The sequence below is a fragment of the Geodermatophilus normandii genome (assembly GCF_003182485.1).
GTDB lineage: Bacteria > Actinomycetota > Actinomycetes > Mycobacteriales > Geodermatophilaceae > Geodermatophilus > Geodermatophilus normandii.
This window is the reverse complement of the sequence record NZ_QGTX01000001.1, coordinates 713068-729416: the sequence shown is the minus strand read 5'-3', so window position 1 is coordinate 729416 and position 16349 is coordinate 713068. Positions and strand designations below refer to the sequence as shown.

Annotated in this window: 15 protein-coding genes, 1 tRNA gene and 1 pseudogene; 13 read left to right on the top strand and 4 right to left on the bottom strand. The window is 76.6% G+C overall.

Annotated elements, in window-relative coordinates; genetic code table 11:
- Positions 1-112: 112 nt before the first annotated feature.
- From JD79_RS22940 to JD79_RS24455, 3 genes and pseudogenes are all read left to right on the top strand, one after another.
- Positions 113-424, top strand: coding sequence for a DUF4244 domain-containing protein (locus tag JD79_RS22940; RefSeq protein ID WP_211307851.1), 312 nt, complete (start codon positions 113-115; stop codon positions 422-424).
- A 38-nt stretch (positions 425-462) separates the two neighbouring features.
- On the top strand, positions 463-795 hold the full coding sequence (locus JD79_RS03665) for a TadE family type IV pilus minor pilin (protein ID WP_110004428.1): 333 nt from the start codon (positions 463-465) through the stop codon (positions 793-795).
- Positions 792-1133 (top strand): annotated as a pseudogene (locus JD79_RS24455) (Rv3654c family TadE-like protein); the annotation flags it as partial. The gene JD79_RS03665 and the pseudogene JD79_RS24455, both read left to right, overlap by 4 nt.
- 27 nt (positions 1134-1160) lie before the next feature.
- Here the strand turns inward: JD79_RS24455 and JD79_RS03655 are convergent.
- Positions 1161-3782: a DEAD/DEAH box helicase gene (locus JD79_RS03655; protein ID WP_211307850.1), complete on the bottom strand. Its 2622-nt coding sequence runs from the start codon at positions 3780-3782 to the stop codon at positions 1161-1163.
- A 267-nt stretch (positions 3783-4049) separates the two neighbouring features.
- Between JD79_RS03655 and JD79_RS03650 the strand changes: the two genes are divergently transcribed.
- The 6 genes from JD79_RS03650 (at position 4050) to JD79_RS03625 (ending at position 12209) form a co-directional block, all read left to right on the top strand.
- On the top strand, positions 4050-6305 hold the full coding sequence (locus JD79_RS03650) for a sodium-translocating pyrophosphatase (protein WP_110004427.1): 2256 nt from the start codon (positions 4050-4052) through the stop codon (positions 6303-6305).
- 163 nt (positions 6306-6468) lie between these two features.
- Complete coding sequence (locus JD79_RS03645; RefSeq protein ID WP_110004426.1) at positions 6469-6792, top strand: hypothetical protein; 324 nt, start codon at positions 6469-6471, stop codon at positions 6790-6792.
- Entirely contained in the window at positions 6789-7490 is a 702-nt protein-coding gene (locus tag JD79_RS03640) for a hypothetical protein (protein ID WP_110004425.1), read from the top strand. The genes JD79_RS03645 and JD79_RS03640 overlap by 4 nt, the downstream gene beginning before the upstream one ends.
- Positions 7463-8356, top strand: a complete 894-nt coding sequence (locus JD79_RS03635) for an alpha/beta hydrolase (protein ID WP_146220379.1) — start codon at positions 7463-7465, stop codon at positions 8354-8356. The genes JD79_RS03640 and JD79_RS03635 overlap by 28 nt, the downstream gene beginning before the upstream one ends.
- A gap of 201 nt (positions 8357-8557) precedes the next feature.
- The gene (gene topA / locus JD79_RS03630; RefSeq protein ID WP_110004423.1) at positions 8558-11440 is read left to right on the top strand and encodes a type I DNA topoisomerase; all 2883 of its coding nucleotides are present in this window, start codon (positions 8558-8560) and stop codon (positions 11438-11440) included.
- A gap of 7 nt (positions 11441-11447) precedes the next feature.
- Positions 11448-12209, top strand: a complete 762-nt coding sequence (locus tag JD79_RS03625) for a class I SAM-dependent methyltransferase (RefSeq protein ID WP_110004422.1) — start codon at positions 11448-11450, stop codon at positions 12207-12209.
- Here JD79_RS03625 and JD79_RS03620 read toward each other — a convergent pair.
- Genes JD79_RS03620 through JD79_RS03610 form a run of 3 tightly spaced genes read right to left on the bottom strand, consistent with a single transcriptional unit; the run spans position 12196 to position 13785 of the window.
- Positions 12196-12516: a winged helix-turn-helix domain-containing protein gene (locus JD79_RS03620; RefSeq protein ID WP_245899632.1), complete on the bottom strand. Its 321-nt coding sequence runs from the start codon at positions 12514-12516 to the stop codon at positions 12196-12198. The two genes, JD79_RS03625 and JD79_RS03620, sit on opposite strands and share 14 nt — an antisense overlap.
- Positions 12513-12944 (bottom strand): hypothetical protein, encoded by a 432-nt coding sequence (locus JD79_RS03615; protein WP_146220378.1) that lies wholly within the window; start codon positions 12942-12944, stop codon positions 12513-12515. Before JD79_RS03615 ends, JD79_RS03620 begins: the two co-directional genes overlap by 4 nt.
- A gap of 52 nt (positions 12945-12996) precedes the next feature.
- On the bottom strand, positions 12997-13785 hold the full coding sequence (locus JD79_RS03610; protein WP_110004420.1) for a trans-aconitate 2-methyltransferase: 789 nt from the start codon (positions 13783-13785) through the stop codon (positions 12997-12999).
- A 117-nt stretch (positions 13786-13902) separates the two neighbouring features.
- Here JD79_RS03610 and tmk point away from each other — a divergent pair, with 117 nt between their 5' ends.
- The 4 genes from tmk to JD79_RS03590 all read left to right on the top strand — a co-directional run bounded on the left by tmk (position 13903) and on the right by JD79_RS03590 (position 16347).
- Complete coding sequence (gene tmk / locus JD79_RS03605) at positions 13903-14541, top strand: dTMP kinase (protein ID WP_245899630.1); 639 nt, start codon at positions 13903-13905, stop codon at positions 14539-14541.
- Positions 14538-15710, top strand: a complete 1173-nt coding sequence (locus JD79_RS03600) for a DNA polymerase III subunit delta' (protein ID WP_110004419.1) — start codon at positions 14538-14540, stop codon at positions 15708-15710. The genes tmk and JD79_RS03600 overlap by 4 nt, the downstream gene beginning before the upstream one ends.
- 57 nt (positions 15711-15767) lie before the next feature.
- Positions 15768-15840 (top strand) — tRNA-Thr (locus tag JD79_RS03595).
- A 60-nt stretch (positions 15841-15900) separates the two neighbouring features.
- Entirely contained in the window at positions 15901-16347 is a 447-nt protein-coding gene (locus JD79_RS03590) for a helix-turn-helix transcriptional regulator (RefSeq protein ID WP_110004418.1), read from the top strand.
- The last annotated feature ends 2 nt before the right edge of the window (positions 16348-16349 follow it).

Below are 16349 nucleotides of genomic sequence, written 5' to 3'. Positions count from 1 at the left end.
CCACAGGGCGCCCGTCGTCCACAGCCCGCCCGCGGCCGCCGCTCCGCCGGCCGGCGGCGACGAGGGTCGCAGGGGCGCCCCGCGTCCGGGGCCGACGACCCGAGGAGGCCCCGTGACCACCGACCACCCGACCACCGACCACCCGACCACCGACCACCCGACCGCCGACCACCCGACCGCCGACCAACCGCCTGCCGAGGACTCCGCCGCCGGTGACGCGTCCGCTGGGGGACCCGGCCGGCTGAGGAGCCGGTGGGCGAGGGTCCTCGCCACGGCCGAGGCGGGCATGAGCACCGCGGAGTACGCCGTCGGGACCGTGGCGGCGTGCGCCTTCGCCGCGGTCCTCTACCGGGTGGTGACCGGCGGCTCGGTCGTCACGGCACTGGGCGACCTGGTGGACTCCGCGCTCGGGGTCCTGTCCTGACCACCCGCCGGCCCGGCGGTGACCGGCGGGAGGCGGGGATGGTCACCGCAGAGACCGCCGTCGTGCTGCCGGTGCTGCTCCTCGTGCTCGCCGCGGTGGTCTCCGCCGTCGTGGTGGTCGGCGCCCACCTGCGCTGCGTCGACGCGGCCCGGGAGGGCGCCCGCGCGGCCGCGCGCGGCGAGGTCGCCGCGCAGGTGCAGGCGCTGGCGGCGCGGGCCGCTCCCGAGGGAGCGGTGACCGCGGTCGTCGTCGCGGGTGGGGAGGTGCGGGTCACCGTCAGCGCGCGGGTGCCGCCGCTGGGCGTCGGGCCGGCGGTCGGGGTCGGGGCGAGCGCCGTCGCGCGCCTGGAGCCGGGGGTGGCCCCGGGATGAGGTGGCGCGGGGAGGGCGGCGAGCGCGGGTCGGCGACGGTCTGGACGGTGGCCCTGGCCGGGGTGCTGGCGGTCGTCGGGCTGGCGGCGGTCCTGGTCGGCGCGGCGGCGGTCGCCCGCCACCGCGCCGGGTCCGCCGCCGATCTCGCCGCCCTCGCCGCCGCCGGGCGGGCCGCCGTCGGGGACCCGGCCGCCTGCTCGGCCGCCGCCCAGGTCGCCGAGGCCAACGGCGCCGTCCTCACCGGGTGCACGGTGGGCGACGGTGCGGTCGTCGACGTGCGGGTGGCGGTCACCGTCCCGCTCGGGCCGCTGGGGACCCGCCGGGCGCAGGGCCTCGCCCGCGCGGGGCCGGTGCTGCCGGACGGCTCAGAAGACCAGGTCGTCCTCGACGTACCCGCCGCCGGCGTCGGTGGGTCCCTCCGGGGTGGGCGGATCCCCCGCCTCGGCCTCCGGACGGACGGCCGGCCGGCCGACGCCGGGCCGCCGCAGCAGGCCGCGGACCGGACCGGTCGGCATGACGTGCGTGGTGCCGGTCCCGCCGCCGGCCGGGCCGTCGTCCCCGGTGCCCCCGGTGTCCTCAGTGTCCTCGGTGTCCTCGGTGTCCTCGGCGGCCAGCTCGTCGAGGACGACGTCGAGCACGCGCACGGCGCCGGCCTTGTCCAGCGGGTCGTTGCCGTTGCCGCACTTGGGCGACTGGACGCAGGACGGGCAGCCGCTGTCGCACTCGCAGCTGGCCACGGTGGCCCGGGTGGCCCGCAACCACCGCCGCAGGGCGGCGTACCCGCGCTCGGCGAAGCCGGCACCGCCCGGGTGCCCGTCGTAGACGAACACCGTCGCGGTGCCGGTGTCGGGGTGCAGCGCGGTCGACAGCCCGCCGAGGTCCCAGCGGTCGCAGGTGGCCAGCAGCGGCAGGATCCCGATGGCGGCGTGCTCGGCGGCGTGCAGCGAGCCGGGCAGCGCCAGGTCGTCGACGTCCGCGCGGGCCACCGCGTCGGCGTCGAGGGTCAGCCACACCGCGCGGGTGCGCAGCTGGCGCGGCGGCAGGTCCAGCGGGAACTCCGCGAGCACCTCGCCGGTGCCGGCCCGCCGCCGCTGGTAGGCCACGACCTGGTTGGTCACGTCGACGACGCCGGTGTGCGCGGTGACCGTGCCGAGCCGGCGCGTCCGCTCGATCGCGACGATCGACAGGTCGGTGACGTCGCGGGCCACGGTCGTCCACTCCGGGTTCTCCGCGTGCACGACGGCGCAGGCGTCCTCGGGGTCGAACTCGTCGACGACGAAGGTGTCCCCGCGGTGCACGTAGAGCGCGCCGGTGTGCACGGTCGAGTGGGCCGCGCCGCCGTCGACGGTGCCGAGCAGCCGCCCGGTGTCCCCTTCGATGATCGCCACGGGCTCGCCGCCGCTGCCGCGGATGTCGACGTCGGGACGTCCGCGGCCGGCCCAGTACCAGCCGGCCGGTCGCCGCCGCAGGTCGCCGGCGGCGGCGAGTTCCTCGAGCCGGGCCTCGGCCACGAGGCCGCCGAAGTCGGGCAGGTCCTCCGGGGTCAGCGGGAGCTCGGCCGCCGCCGAGCACAGCTGCGGGCCCAGGACGTAGGGGTTGGCGGGGTCGGTGACGGTGGCCTCCACCGGCCGGCCGAAGACCGCCCGCGGATGGTGGGCGAGGTAGTGGTCCAGCGGGTCGTCGCGGGCCACGAAGACGACGAGCGACTCGCGCTGGGCGCGTCCGGCGCGGCCGGCCTGCTGCCACAGGGAGGCCAGCGTGCCCGGGTAGCCGGCCAGCACCACGGCGTCGAGGCCGGCGATGTCGATGCCGAGCTCGAGGGCGTTGGTGGTGGCCACGCCGAGCAGGTCGCCCGCGGACAGCGCGCGCTCGAGCTCACGGCGCTCCTCGGGCAGGTAGCCGCCGCGGTAGGAGTCGACCCGCCGGACGAGGTCGCCGCGGCCGCGGTCGGCCAGCAGCCGGCGGGCCTGCTCGGCCACCGTCTCGGCGCTGCGCCGCGACCGGACGAACGCCAGCGTGCGCGCGCCGCGCTCGACCAGGTCGGCCAGCAGCCCGGCGGTGTCCGCGGCGGCCGACCGGCGCAGGGGCGCGCCGTGCTCACCGGTGTGCTCGGTCAGCGGCGGCTCCCACAGCGCGAAGGTGGCGCCCGGGCGCGGCGAGCCGTCGTCGGTGACGGCGACGACAGGCGCGCCGACCAGCCGGGTCGCCGCCGCGGCCGGCTCGGCCACGGTCGCCGAGGCCAGCACGAACACCGGGTCGGCGCCGTAGCGGCGGCAGATCCGCCGGAGCCGCCGCAGCACGTGCCCGACGTGCGAGCCGAACACACCGCGGTAGGCGTGGCACTCGTCGATGACGACGTAGGCCAGCCGCCGCAGGGTCGACGACCAGCGCTGGTGGGCCGGCAGCACGCCGCGGTGCAGCATGTCCGGGTTGGTGACGATCCAGCGCGAGTGGCGGCGCACCCAGTCGCGCTCCTCGGCGGGGGTGTCGCCGTCGTAGGCCGCCGGGCGCACCGACGGGTCGGCGAGCGCGGCCACCGAGGCCAGCTGGTCGCGGGCCAGGGCCTTGGTGGGGGCGAGGTAGAGGACGCAGGCGCGCGGGTCCTCGACCAGGCGGGTGAGCGCGGGCAGCTGGTAGGCCAGGGACTTGCCCGACGCGGTGCCCGTGGCCACCACGACCGAGCTGCCCTCGCGGGCGAGCTGGGCGGCCTCGACCTGGTGCCGCCACGGCTCGCGCACCCCCTGCTGCTCCAGCCGCGCGCGCAGCGAGGGGTCGACCCACTCCGGCCAGGGCAGGGTCCGGCTCTGTCGCACCGCGAGCCGGTGCACGTGGGTGACCGGGGACTCCTCCTCGGCGGTGCCGGCCAGCAGGTCCTCGAGCAGCTCCGCGCCCGGCGGCACGCTGCCGGGGGACGACGCGGCGGACCCGTGGCCGGCGGCCGACCCGTGGACGGCCGGCGCGGCGCCCGCCGGCGCCTCCCGGGACACGTCACCCCCGATGACCCCTCGCGGCCGGGTGGGGGAGCAGCCGGCCGGACCGGGTGGAGCGTGGTCACCCCACCACTGTCACATCCGGGGGCAACCCGCCGCCCGCGCGTCGCCGTCCCGTCCGAGGGCGTCCGCCGAGGGGGCAGACGGGGAGTGTGATCTCGCTTACACTCGCGCGGCGTCCCCGGGCGGTCCCGCTCGCCGACGTGCTCTCCGCCGACCGGGGACGCGAGCCGCCCGGCGGCAGCCGACCGCTGGGAGGTACTGATGCCGGACAATGATCTCTCCGGCGGGGACGTCGTCCTCGTGACGGCAGCCCTCGTCGTCTCGCTGGCTGCGCTCGTCTTCGCCTGGTCCCTCGTGCGCGCCGTCCTGGCCACCGACCAGGGCACCACCCGCATGCGCGACATCGCCCGGGCCGTGCAGGAGGGCGCGGGGGCCTACCTGCGGCGGCAGTTCCGCACCCTCGCGGTCTTCGCCGTGGTCGTCTTCCTGCTCCTGCTGGTGCTCCCCGTGTCCGAGGGCGGCTGGGGCACGCGGCTGGCCAGGGCCGTCTTCTTCCTCGTCGGCGCGCTGTTCTCCGCCGCCGTCGGCTTCATCGGCATGACGCTGGCCACGCGCGGCAACGTCCGTGTCGCGGCCGCCGCCCAGAGCGGTGGCTACCGGCCGTCCTTCCGCATCGCGTACCGGACCGGCGGGGTCTGCGGGATGATCACCGTCGGCCTCGGCCTGTTCGGTGCCTCCCTGGCACTGCTGCTCTTCGACGAGACCGCGCCGGTCGTCCTCGAGGGCTTCGCCTTCGGCGGCGCCCTGCTGGCCATGTTCATGCGCGTCGGCGGGGGGATCTTCACCAAGGCCGCCGACGTCGGTGCCGACCTCGTCGGGAAGGTCGAGGCCGGCATCCCCGAGGACGACCCGCGCAACGCCGCCACCATCGCCGACAACGTGGGCGACAACGTGGGTGACTGCGCCGGCATGGCCGCGGACCTCTTCGAGTCCTACGCCGTCACCCTGGTCGCCGCCCTGATCCTCGGACAGGTCTTCTTCGGCGCCGACGGCATGGTCTTCCCGATCGTCGTGGCCGGCATCGGCGTGCTGGCCTCCGTCGTCGGGATCCTCGCCAGCAACCCCGGCAAGAACGACTCCAGCGGGCTGGCGCCGATCAACCGCGGCTTCTTCACCTCCGCGGTGGTCTCCCTCGTGCTCGTCGTCGTCGCGGCCTTCACCGTGCTGCCGGGCGTGGCCGACGTCCCCGACTCGGTGGTCAACCCGCAGGTCCTCGGCTTCGTGTCCGTCCTCATCGGCATCGTCCTGGCCGCCGCGATCCAGCAGCTCACCGGCTACTTCACGGAGACCTCGCGCAAGCCCGTCCGCGACATCGGCCGCAGCTCGCTCACCGGCGCGGCGACCGTCGTCCTCTCGGGCATCTCGCTGGGCCTGGAGTCGGCGGTCTACGCCGCCCTGCTCATCGGTGGCGCGGTGTACGGCGCCTTCCTCGTCGGTGGCGGTGCAGCGCTCTACGCCGTCGCCCTGGCCGGCTGCGGCCTGCTCACCACCGCCGGCGTCATCGTCTCCATGGACACCTTCGGGCCGGTCAGCGACAACGCCCAGGGCATCGCCGAGATGTCCGGCGACATCGACGAGGACGGCGCGCGCGTGCTGACCGACCTCGACGCGGTGGGGAACACCACCAAGGCGATCACCAAGGGCATCGCCATCGCTACCGCCGTCCTGGCCGCGGCGGCGCTGTTCGGGTCCTACAACGAGCAGGTGCGCACGGCCCTCGGCGACGTCGACCTGGCGCAGTCGTTCAGCCTCGTCGAGCCGGACAACGTCGTCGGCGCGATCATCGGGGCCGCCGTCGTCTTCCTCTTCTCCGGCCTGGCCATCAGCGCCGTGTCCCGCGCCGCGGGGCGGGTCGTGTTCGAGGTCCGGGAGCAGTTCCGCACGCGGCCCGGGATCATGGACTACAGCGAGCGGCCCGACTACTCCGCCGTCGTCGACATCTGCACCAAGGACTCGCTGCGGGAGCTGGCGACCCCCGGCCTGCTCGCAGTCCTCGCCCCCGTCGCGGTCGGCTTCGGGCTGGGCTTCGGCCCGCTGGCGGCCTACCTCGTCGGCGCCATCGCCACCGGCACGCTCATGGCCGTGTTCCTCGCCAACTCCGGCGGTGCCTGGGACAACGCCAAGAAGATGGTGGAGGACGGCGAGTACGGCGGGAAGGGCAGCGAGGCGCACGCGGCGACCGTCATCGGCGACACGGTCGGCGACCCGTTCAAGGACACCGCCGGCCCCGCGATCAACCCGCTGCTCAAGGTGATGAACCTCGTCGCGCTGCTCATCGCGCCCGCGGTCGTCACGCTCTCGGTCGGCGAGGACGCCAACACCACGGTGCGGCTGCTCATCGCCGCCGCCGCGGCGCTGGTGGTCATCGGTGCGGTGATCGTGTCCAAGCGCCGCTCGGTCGTCGTCGGCGGCGCGAGCGAGGAGCCCGCCGACACGCTCACCTCCTCCGCGACCTGAGCCCACCGCGCGAGCCTCCGCCCGGGGCGGCCGGGCGGGGGCCCGCGGCGGCGGATGTGGACGGCCGGCCGGCTGTGGACGACGGGACCGGTCCGGGCGCGGTGCCGCCCTAGCGTCCGCGGCGCCGGACCACCGCGGTCCGGCTCCGACGCCGGGAGGGCCGTTGTCCGTACCGATCGCCATCCAGCTCGACGCCGTCCAGGCGCTGGGCGAGGAGCTCGCCGCACTCGCCGCCGAGCTGTCCGACGACGCCGACCTGTGCGGCTCCACCGCCGTCTCGCTGGCGACGGCGGCGCCCGGCGAGGTGTCCGAGCAGGCCGGCGCGACCGGGCAGCTGTGGGCGGTGCTCGTCGCCGACCTCGTCGCGGGGGCGCAGGCGGCGTCCACCGCACTGCTCGGGGCGGTGCTGTCCTACCGGCTCGCCGACGCCGCCGTCTCCGACCGGGTGCTGGCCGCCCGGGCGGCACTGCCCGGAGGCACCCGGTGAGCGCCCCGGGCCTGACGGCGGTCGCCGCCTGGGACGTCGCCCTGCTCCACGGCGCGGTCTCCAGGCTCGGGGTGGTCACCGAGCGGCTGCCCCCGTGGCGCGGGCGCATGGAGGCGGTCGCGCGGGCCCTGCAAGACGCCGAGTGCTGGTCCGGGGACGCCGGGCAGGCCGCCGCGCTGGCGCTGGGCGAGGTGTCGGGTGTGGTCACGGCGGTGACCGGCGCGCTCGCGACGTCACTGGACCGGCTGGAGGACACGGTCCGGGAGGCCCGCACCGCCCAGGACCTGGCCGGGCAGGCGCTCGCCGAGGCGGCGGCCCTCGGGGTGACCGTCGACGAGGCGGGCGGGGTCGTGGTCCCCGCGGCCGCGGCACCGGCGCCGGGCGCGACACCGGAGGCGCTGGCCGACCACCACGCGGCGATCGCGGAGCGGGCGGCCGCTGCCGAGCGGGTCGCCGGGACCGCGGCCGACGCCCTCCGTGCCGCCGCCCGCGCCGCCGCGAGCGCGGCCGACTCCGCCACGCCGCTCGGCTCCGTCGGCGTGGTGGCGGGGGTGGCTCCCGGGGGTACGCCGCCCTCGCCGGGGTCGTCGCCCTCGCCGGCACCTGGCGGCCGGCGTGTCTCCCCGTGGCGGGGACGTCGCCGGAGTCCGTCGCCGCCTGGTGGGCGGGGATGTCCACGCCGGCGCGGGACCTGCTGACCCTCGTCGAGCCCCGGCTCGTCGGCAGCCTGGACGGTCTGCCGGCCTGGGCGCGCGACCGGGCCAACCGGCTGCTCCTGGAGCGGGCGTTGGAGGACCCGTCCGCGGCGGGGCACGCGACGGCGGCGGTCGTGGCGGCCGAGCTCGACCGCGAGGAGGCCGCCGGCCGCCCGGTGCAGCTGTGGTCGTTCGACGCCGACGAGTCCCTGGTGGCGGTCGTCTACGGCGACCTCGACACCGCCGAGGACGTCGGGGTGTACGTGCCCGGGGTGGGCAACGACGTCGGCGACCTGGGGGACCTGGGCGACGACGCGCGGGCGGTGGCGGACGCCGCCCGCGCCGCCGCGCCCGCCGCCTCGGTGGCCACGGTCGCCTGGCTCGGGTACCGCCCGCCGGGCAGCGTCGTCGCCCCGACGGCCTGGGTGGAGGGACGGGCCGCCGTCGGTGGGGCGGCCCTCGCCGGTGACCTGGCGGGCCTCGCCGCGACGCGAGCGGCCGGTCCCGACCGCGGCAGCGGGCTCCCGCGGGTCACGGTCGTCGCCCACAGCTACGGAACGGTCGTGGTGGACCGTGCGGCGGAGGTCGCCGGTGAGCTGGCGGCCGACGCCCTGGTCCTCCTGGGCAGCCCGGGGATGGACGACGTCGCGTCGGAGCTGGAGGCCGAGGAGGTCTACGAGGCCTCCTCGCCGATGGACCCCGTCACCTGGCTGTTCGACGTGCACGGCACGGAGACCGACCACGGGGACTTCGGTGCCACGCCGCTCCCGGTCGACTGGGACACCTGGCACACCTGGTACCTCGAGCGGGACCGGCCCACCCTCGCCGCGATCGGGGAGGTGGTGGCCGACGTGCGCGAGGGCGACTGAGCCGGCCCCGATCCGTGCGGGGGAGGCGGGGAACAGTCGCGCTCCTGCACCGTTGGACGCGGTGACGGCGCGCCCGCGCGGGGTCGCCAGCCGGTTGCGTTCCGCGGTCGTGGCCTACCGTGGCCCGCCGAGGGGGGCGCACCGCGTGACGACCAGACCGCGTACCGCGTTGCCGCGACCAGCACCACCGACAGGAGCACCGTGCCCACGAAGACCGCGAAGAACGGCCAGCCCGCCGACGAGACCGCCGGTGGCACCAGCACGCCCGCCCGCCGCCGGGGCGCCGCTGCCGGGGGTGGTCGTCCGCTGGTCATCGTGGAGTCCCCGACCAAGGCCGGGAAGATCGCCGGCTACCTGGGCAACGGCTACGTCGTCGAGGCCAGCGTCGGCCACATCCGCGACCTCCCGCGCAACGCCGCCGACGTCCCGGCCGAGCACAAGGGCGCCTCGTGGGCCCGTCTCGGCGTCGACGTCGACAACGCCTTCGAGCCGCTCTACGTGGTCAGCCCCGACCGCAAGCAGCAGGTGAGCCGGCTCAAGCAGCTGGTCAAGGACGCCAGCGAGGTCTACCTCGCGACGGACGAGGACCGCGAGGGCGAGGCCATCGCCTGGCACCTGGTCGACACGCTCAAGCCGAGGGTCCCCGTCCGCCGGATGGTGTTCCACGAGATCACCCCCGAGGCCATCGCCCGCGCCGTGGCGAACCCCCGCGAGCTCGACACCGCCCTCGTCGACGCCCAGGAGACCCGCCGCATCCTCGACCGGCTCTACGGCTACGAGGTCAGCCCGGTCCTGTGGAAGAAGGTCCTGCCCAAGCTCTCGGCCGGCCGCGTGCAGTCGGTGGCCACCCGCATCGTCGTCGAGCGGGAGCGCGAGCGGATGGCGTTCACGTCGGCCGACTACTGGTCCCTCGACGGCGTCTTCACCGTCCCGGGGCGCACCGGTGCCGACGCGGGGGAGCCGACGACGCTGCGCGCCCGCCTGGTCAGCGTCGACGACAGCCGCGTGGCCACCGGCCGCGACTTCGACCCGGCCACCGGCCAGGTCACCGGCGACGTCGTCCACCTCGACGAGGCCGGCGCCCGCGGGCTGGCCGCCCGGCTCGAGGGCCGCCAGGTGACCGTCAGCCGGGTCGACGAGAAGCCCTACCGGCGCCGCCCCTACGCGCCGTTCACCACCTCGACGCTGCAGATGGAGGCCGGGCGCAAGCTCGGCTGGTCCTCGGCGCAGGTCATGCGGGTGGCCCAGCGGCTGTACGAGAACGGCCACATCACCTACATGCGGACCGACTCGACCAACCTCTCCAACGAGGCGATCAACGCCGCACGCACCCAGGCCCGCGAGCTCTACGGCGACGCCTACGTGCCCGCCGAGGCGCGCCGCTACAGCAAGAAGGCCAAGGGCGCGCAGGAGGCGCACGAGGCGATCCGCCCCGCCGGTGACTCCTTCCGCACCCCCGGTCAGCTCGCCGGCCAGCTCGCCCGCGACGAGTTCCGCCTCTACGAGCTGGTCTGGCAGCGCACCGTGGCCTCGCAGATGGCCGACGCGGTGGGCCAGACCGTCAGCATCCGGCTGGCCGGCCGCAGCACCACCGACGAGCGGGTCGAGTTCACCGCGTCGGGGCGCACCATCACCTTCCCGGGCTTCCTGCGCGCCTACGTCGAGTCCCGCGACGAGAGCGCCGCCGGGTCCGACGACGAGCACGGCAGCGACGACGCCGAGCGGCGGCTGCCCCGCGTCGAACGGGGCCAGCAGCTCGACACCCGCGAGCTCGAGCCCAAGGGCCACACCACGAGCCCGCCGTCGCGCTACACCGAGCCGAGCCTGGTCGCCCGGCTCGAGGAGCTCGGCATCGGCCGCCCGTCGACCTACGCGTCGATCATGCAGACGATCCAGGACCGCGGGTACGTGTGGAAGAAGGGTTCCGCGCTGGTGCCCTCGTTCACCGCCTTCGCCGTGGTGAACCTGCTCGAGCAGCACTTCGCCGCGCTCGTCGACTACGACTTCACCGCCTCGCTGGAGAACGAGCTCGACGAGATCGCCAGCGGCGAGCTGGGCCGGGTCGACTGGCTGACGGAGTTCTACTTCGGCGGCGAGGGCCGGCACGCCGGCGGCATCGCGGCCTCCGGCGGCCTCAAGCAGGTCATCGGCCACGAGCTCGAGGAGATCGACGCCCGCGGCGTCAACTCGATCCCGCTGCGCGCAACCGGCCCGCACGGCGAGCCCGTGGTGGTGCGGGTCGGCCGCTACGGCCCCTACCTGCAGGCCGGCGGCGACGACGGCGCGCGGGTGAGCATCCCCGAGGACCTCGCGCCCGACGAGCTCACCGCCGACAAGGTCGCCGAGCTGCTCGCCGCGCCGTCAGGGGACCGGGAGCTCGGCACCGATCCCGAGACCGGCGCCCGGGTGGTGGTCAAGGCCGGCCGCTACGGCCCCTACGTCACCACCGTCGTGCCCGAGGGCAGCAAGGAGAGCCCCCGCACGGCCAGCCTCTTCGCGTCCATGTCGCCGGAGACGGTCACGCTGGAGCAGGCGCTGCAGCTGCTCACGCTGCCCCGAACCGTCGGCACCGCCCCTGACGGCGAGGAGATCCAGGCGCTCAACGGCCGGTACGGGCCCTACGTCAAGAAGGGCACCGACTCGCGCTCGCTGGAGAGCGAGGACCGGCTGTTCACCGTCACCCTCGACGAGGCGCTGGCGATCTTCGCCCAGCCCAAGCAGCGCGGCCGGCGGGCGGCGGCGGCCCCGCTCAAGGAGCTCGGCCCCGACCCGGTGACCCAGGGCCAGATCACCGTCCGCGAGGGCCGCTTCGGGCCCTACGTCACCGACGGCGAGACCAACGCCAGCCTGCGCAAGGGCGACGAGGTGGAGACCATCTCGCTCGACCGCGCCGCCGAGCTGCTGGCCGACCGTCGCAGCCGGCCCGCGGCCACCAAGAAGAAGGCGGCCACGAAGACGACCGCCAAGAAGACGACCGCGGCGAAGAAGACGACCGCGACCAAGAAGGCGACCGCGGCGAAGAAGACGGCGGCCACGAGGAGCACCGCGAAGAAGGCCTCGTCCGACGCCGTCCCCGCCGGCTGAGGCGGCCGTGACCGGCACGACCGACCCCGCCGACTGGGACCAGCGGCGCACGTCGTTCGGGTCGGTCGCGGCCGAGTACGCCGCGCACCGGCCGGGCTACCCGCCCGACGCGGTGGCGTTCCTGCTCGGCGGGCGGCCGCGCCGCGTGCTCGACCTCGGCGCCGGCACCGGCCTGCTCACCGACGTCCTCGTCGCCGCCGGGCACGAGGTGCTGGCCGTCGACCCGTCGGCGGAGATGCTGGGCCAGCTGTCCGCCCGGCACCCCGGGATCCCCGTGGAGGTCGGCGGGGCGGAGGTGATCCCGGTGCCCGACGCCTCCGTCGACGCCGTGGTCGCCGGTCAGGCCGCGCACTGGTTCGACCCGGAGCCCGCCGCGGCGGAGCTGCGCCGGGTGCTGCGGCCCGGCGGCGTGGTCGGGTTCGTGTGGAACGTCCGCGACGAGACCGTCCCGTGGGTGGCCGCGCTCGGTGCCGCGCTGGCCGCGGAGGCGCGCGGGCACGAGGCCGACCAGGGCGTCGTCGCGCGGTTCGCCGCGGCCCTGCCGGCCGACGTCGCCACCGCCGGGTCGGCCATCGTCCAGCGGGTGACGCCCGAGCAGGTCGTGGGCGGCATCGGCACGCGCAGCTACGTGGCGACGATGACCGCCGACGCGCGCGCCGCCTTCCTCGGCGGCATCCGCGACCTGCTGGCCACCCATCCCGACACCCGCGGCCGCGACGTCCTCGACCTGCCCCACCGCACCGACGCCTACCGGCTCACCCCGCGCTGAGCGCCCGGCCCTCCGCGATCGCCCGCAGCGCCGCCACGTGCGCGTCGAAGGCCCGCCGGCCGTCCCCGGACAGCCGCAGCCACGTCCGCGGCCGCTTGCCCACGTAGCCCTTGCGGACCTCGACGTAGCCGGCCCGCTCCAGGGTGGCCACCGTCTTCGACAGCACCGAGTCGCTGACCTGAACGCCGTCGCGGACGAAGCCGAACTCCGCCTCCTCGGCAGCGGCGAGCGTGGCCATCACCGAGAAGCGGACCGGCGCGTGGATGACCTCGTCGAGCGCGTGCCGCGGGTGTCCCGCAGCCGTCACCGGGGCCGCTCCCGCCAGGCCCCCACCAGGCAGGGCGCCGCGACGGCGACCGCCAGCGGCGCCCACCACGACCAGTCGTAGGCCAGCCCCGGCACGGTCAGCCCCACCGCGAGCCCGACCGCCAGCACCGCGCCCCACAGACCCATCGCCAGGCCGAACCGGGGGGAGAACCCCGCCCGCGTCGTGCCGCGGCCGCCCAGCAGGGCCGCCGCGGCACCCAGGACGGCGAGGACGAACACCGTCGCCGCGGCGCCGACCCCGCGCTCGCTGCCGGCCAGCGGCTGGGCGAGGAAGAAGCCGGCGCTCGCGGTGCCCAGGGTGACGAGGAAGGCCGACGCGGCCGGGCCGGCGCCCTGGCGGACGCGCGTCCGGGCGGCGTCGACCTCGGCCAGCAGCGCGGCGGCGGACTCGGGCGTGGGAACGGTCACGGCGGCCTCCTCCATCGGGTGCAGGACAGAGTGGCAACTACTTTCCACCCGGTCAAGTACTTTCTGCGCGCGAGCCGACGGCGAACACCCGGCGGAACGGCAGCACGGTGGTCCCGTCGGGCCGGGCCGGGTAGGCCGCGCGCAGCGCCGCCCCGTACTCGGAGCTGAACGAGGCCGCGTCGTCGCCCAGCAGGGCCAGCACCGGCCGCAGCACCGTCCCGCGCACCCAGCCCAGCACCGGGTCGGGGCCGCGCAGCACGTGCAGGTAGGTGGTCTCCCAGACGTCGGCGGCCAGCCCCGCCCGGGTGAGGACGTCGAGGTAGCCGGCCGGCGTGAGGACCGGGTCGGGCGGGGGAGCGGCCGCCGCGAGCCGGCCGGCCCACCGCGGCGCGGTGCACAGGTCGGCGAGCAGCCGGTGGGTCGGGGCGCCGTGGTTGCCGGGCACCTGCAGCGCCAGCCAGCCGCCGGGTGCCAGCGCCCCGGCCCAGCGCGCCAGCAGGTCGGCGTGCCCGGGCACCCAGTGCAGGACCGCGTTGCTGACGAGGACGTCGACCGGGGTGTCGGGCCGCCAGTCGCGGACGTCGCCGCGGACGAACCGCACGCGCCCGGGGACGGCGTGCGCGGCCGCCGCGGCGAGCATCTCCGGCGAGGAGTCGACGCCGGTGACCCGCGCGCCGGGCCACCGCCGCGCGAGCGCCGCGGCCGGCTCCCCGGTGCCGCAGCCGAGGTCGACGACCTCGCGGGGCTCCTCCGCGTGCACCCGGGCCAGCAGGTCGGCGAACGGCCGGGCCCGCTCGCCGGCGTGGCGGAGGTAGGTGCCGGGGTCCCAGGGAGCGTCCACCCGCGCGACGCTAGGCCGTCGGGACGGCGGGCGTGTCGGCCCCGGCCGGTACCGTGGACCGGCCGCCGCACCCCTCCTCGAGCACCCCGGGAGCCCCCGATCGACGCCTCCGCCCGCGTGCCCGGCCGCGGCCTGTTCGTCGCCTTCGAGGGCGGGGAGGGAGCCGGCAAGTCCACCCAGGTGCGCCGGCTGTTCGACTGGCTGGGGCTGGTCGAGGTGCCCGCGCGGGTCACCCACGAGCCCGGCGGCACCCCGCCCGGTGCCCGCATCCGCGCGCTGCTGCTCGACCCGGCGTCGGCCGGCCTCTCGCCGCGCGCCGAGGCGCTGCTCTACGCCGCCGACCGCGCCCACCACGTCGACACGGTCGTCCGCCCGGCGCTGGACGCCGGCGAGGTGGTCGTCACCGACCGCTTCGTGGACAGCTCGCTGGCCTACCAGGGCGCCGGGCGTGCCCTCGCCCTCGCCGAGGTCCGGCGGCTGTCGCACTGGGCCACCGGTGGGCTGGTGCCCGACCTGACCGTGCTGCTGGACCTGCCGCCCGAGGCGGGCCTCGCCCGCGCCCGCGGCCGGGCGGCCGCCGACCGCCTGGAGTCGGAGTCGCTGGAGTTCCACGAGCGGGTCCGCGCCACCTTCCGCGACCTCGCGGCCGGCGAGCCCGCGCGCTACCTGGTGCTCGACGCCCAGCGCCCCGCCGACGACCTCGCCGACGCCGTTCGCGAGCGGGTCGCGGCGCTGCTCCCGGGGAGGGTCGCGTGAGCGCGCCCGACGGCGTCTGGGCGCAGGTGATCGGCCAGCCCGCGGTCGTCGCGGAACTGCGGGCCGCCGTCGCCGACCCCACGGCGATGACCCACGCCTGGCTGTTCACCGGGCCACCCGGGTCGGGTCGCTCGGTGGCCGCGCGGGCCTTCGCCGCCGCCCTGCAGTGCCCCGACGGCGGCGACGGGACCTGTCACCAGTGCCGCACGGTGCTCGCCGGCAGCCACGCCGACGTCGCCACCGTCGTCCCCGAGGGGCTGTCGATCGGCGTCGTCGAGGCCCGCGAGCTCGTGCGGCTGGCCGGCCGCGCGCCGTCGCAGGGCCGCTGGCAGGTCGTGGTGGTCGAGGATGCCGACCGCATGACCGAGCAGGCGTCCAACGCCGTGCTCAAGATGATCGAGGAGCCGCCGCCGCGGACGGTGTTCCTGCTCTGCGCGCCGAGCCTGCACCCCGACGACGTGCCGGTCACCATCCGCTCGCGCTGCCGCGTGGTGGGCCTGCGGACACCGCCGGTCGACGCCGTCGCCGACGTGCTGGTGCGCCGCGACGGGATCGACGCGGCGCTGGCGTCCTGGGCGGCGGCCGCGGCCGGGGGCCACGTCGGGCGCGCCCGGCACCTGGCCCGCGACGAGGGTGCCCGGCTGGCGCGCAAGGCCGTGCTCGACGTCCCGCTGTCCCTGGTCTCGCTGGCCGCCTGCCTCCACGCCGCCGACGACCTGGTCAGCTCGGCGAAGGAGGAGTCCGACCGGACCACCGCGGTCCTCGACGGCGCCGAGACCGAGGCGGTCAAGACCAGCCTCGGGGTGGGCGCGCGGGGGCCCGGTGTCGCCGCCGCTCGGGGCGGCGCCGGCGTCCTCAAGGACCTGGAGAAGCGGCAGAAGAGCCGCGCCACGCGGCTGGGCCGCGACTCGCTGGACCGGGCCCTCGTCGACCTCGCCGGGCTGTACCGCGACGCGCTGGTGCTGGCCGCGGCAGGGGAGCAGGCCCCGGTGCTGTCGCACCCCGACCGGCGGGCCGACGCCGAGGAGCTGGCCCGGCGGATCGGTGCCGAGGGGGCGCTGCGCCGGATCGACGCGGTTCTCGCGTGCCGGACCGCGCTGGAGCAGAACGTGAAGCCGCAGATCGCCGTCGAGGCGCTCACCGTGGCGCTCCGCCTCCCCGCCGCCTGACCGCCGGGCCTGCGCGGGGCGCGGACGGCGGTGTCGTAGGCTGGTGCTCGTACGCCCGCCGCCTTAGCTCAGTCGGTAGAGCATCTCACTCGTAATGAGAAGGTCGTCGGTTCGATTCCGACAGGCGGCTCTCCACCCTCCGGTGTCCCGGTCGCCGGGACACGCCGCCGGCCCGTGGCACGATCCTGCCGTGAGCGGCAGTGCGACCGAGCAGCGCCTGCGCGACCTCGCGCGGCTGCGCCGCGTCCGCGACCGGATCGACCGGGAGTACGCCCAGCCCCTCGACGTCGAGGCGCTCGCCCGCGGCGTGCACGTGTCGGCCGGCCACCTCAGCCGCGCGTTCCGGGCCGCCTACGGCGAGTCGCCGTACAGCTACCTGATGACCCGGCGCATCGAGCGCGCGATGGCGCTGCTGCGGCGGGGGGACCTCAGCGTCACCGAGGTGTGCTTCACGGTCGGCTGCTCGTCGCTGGGGACCTTCAGCACCCGCTTCACCGAGCTGGTCGGGATGTCGCCGAGCACCTACCGGCGCCGGGCGGCGGAGGCCACGGCGGGCATCCCCGCGTGCGTGGCCAAGCAGGTCACCCGACCGGTCAGGAATCGAGAAGCGCCGGTCGACGCGCCGTCCCTAGCGTGATC

What these genes read in the sequence shown, in the direction of transcription:
- JD79_RS03665 (WP_110004428.1), top strand. Translation starts at nt 463, where the DNA reads ATGGTCACCGCAGAGACCGCCGTCGTGCTGCCGGTGCTGCTCCTCGTG.
- JD79_RS03650 (WP_110004427.1), top strand. Translation starts at nt 4,050, where the DNA reads ATGCCGGACAATGATCTCTCCGGCGGGGACGTCGTCCTCGTGACGGCA.
- JD79_RS03635 (WP_146220379.1), top strand. Translation starts at nt 7,463, where the DNA reads ATGTCCACGCCGGCGCGGGACCTGCTGACCCTCGTCGAGCCCCGGCTC.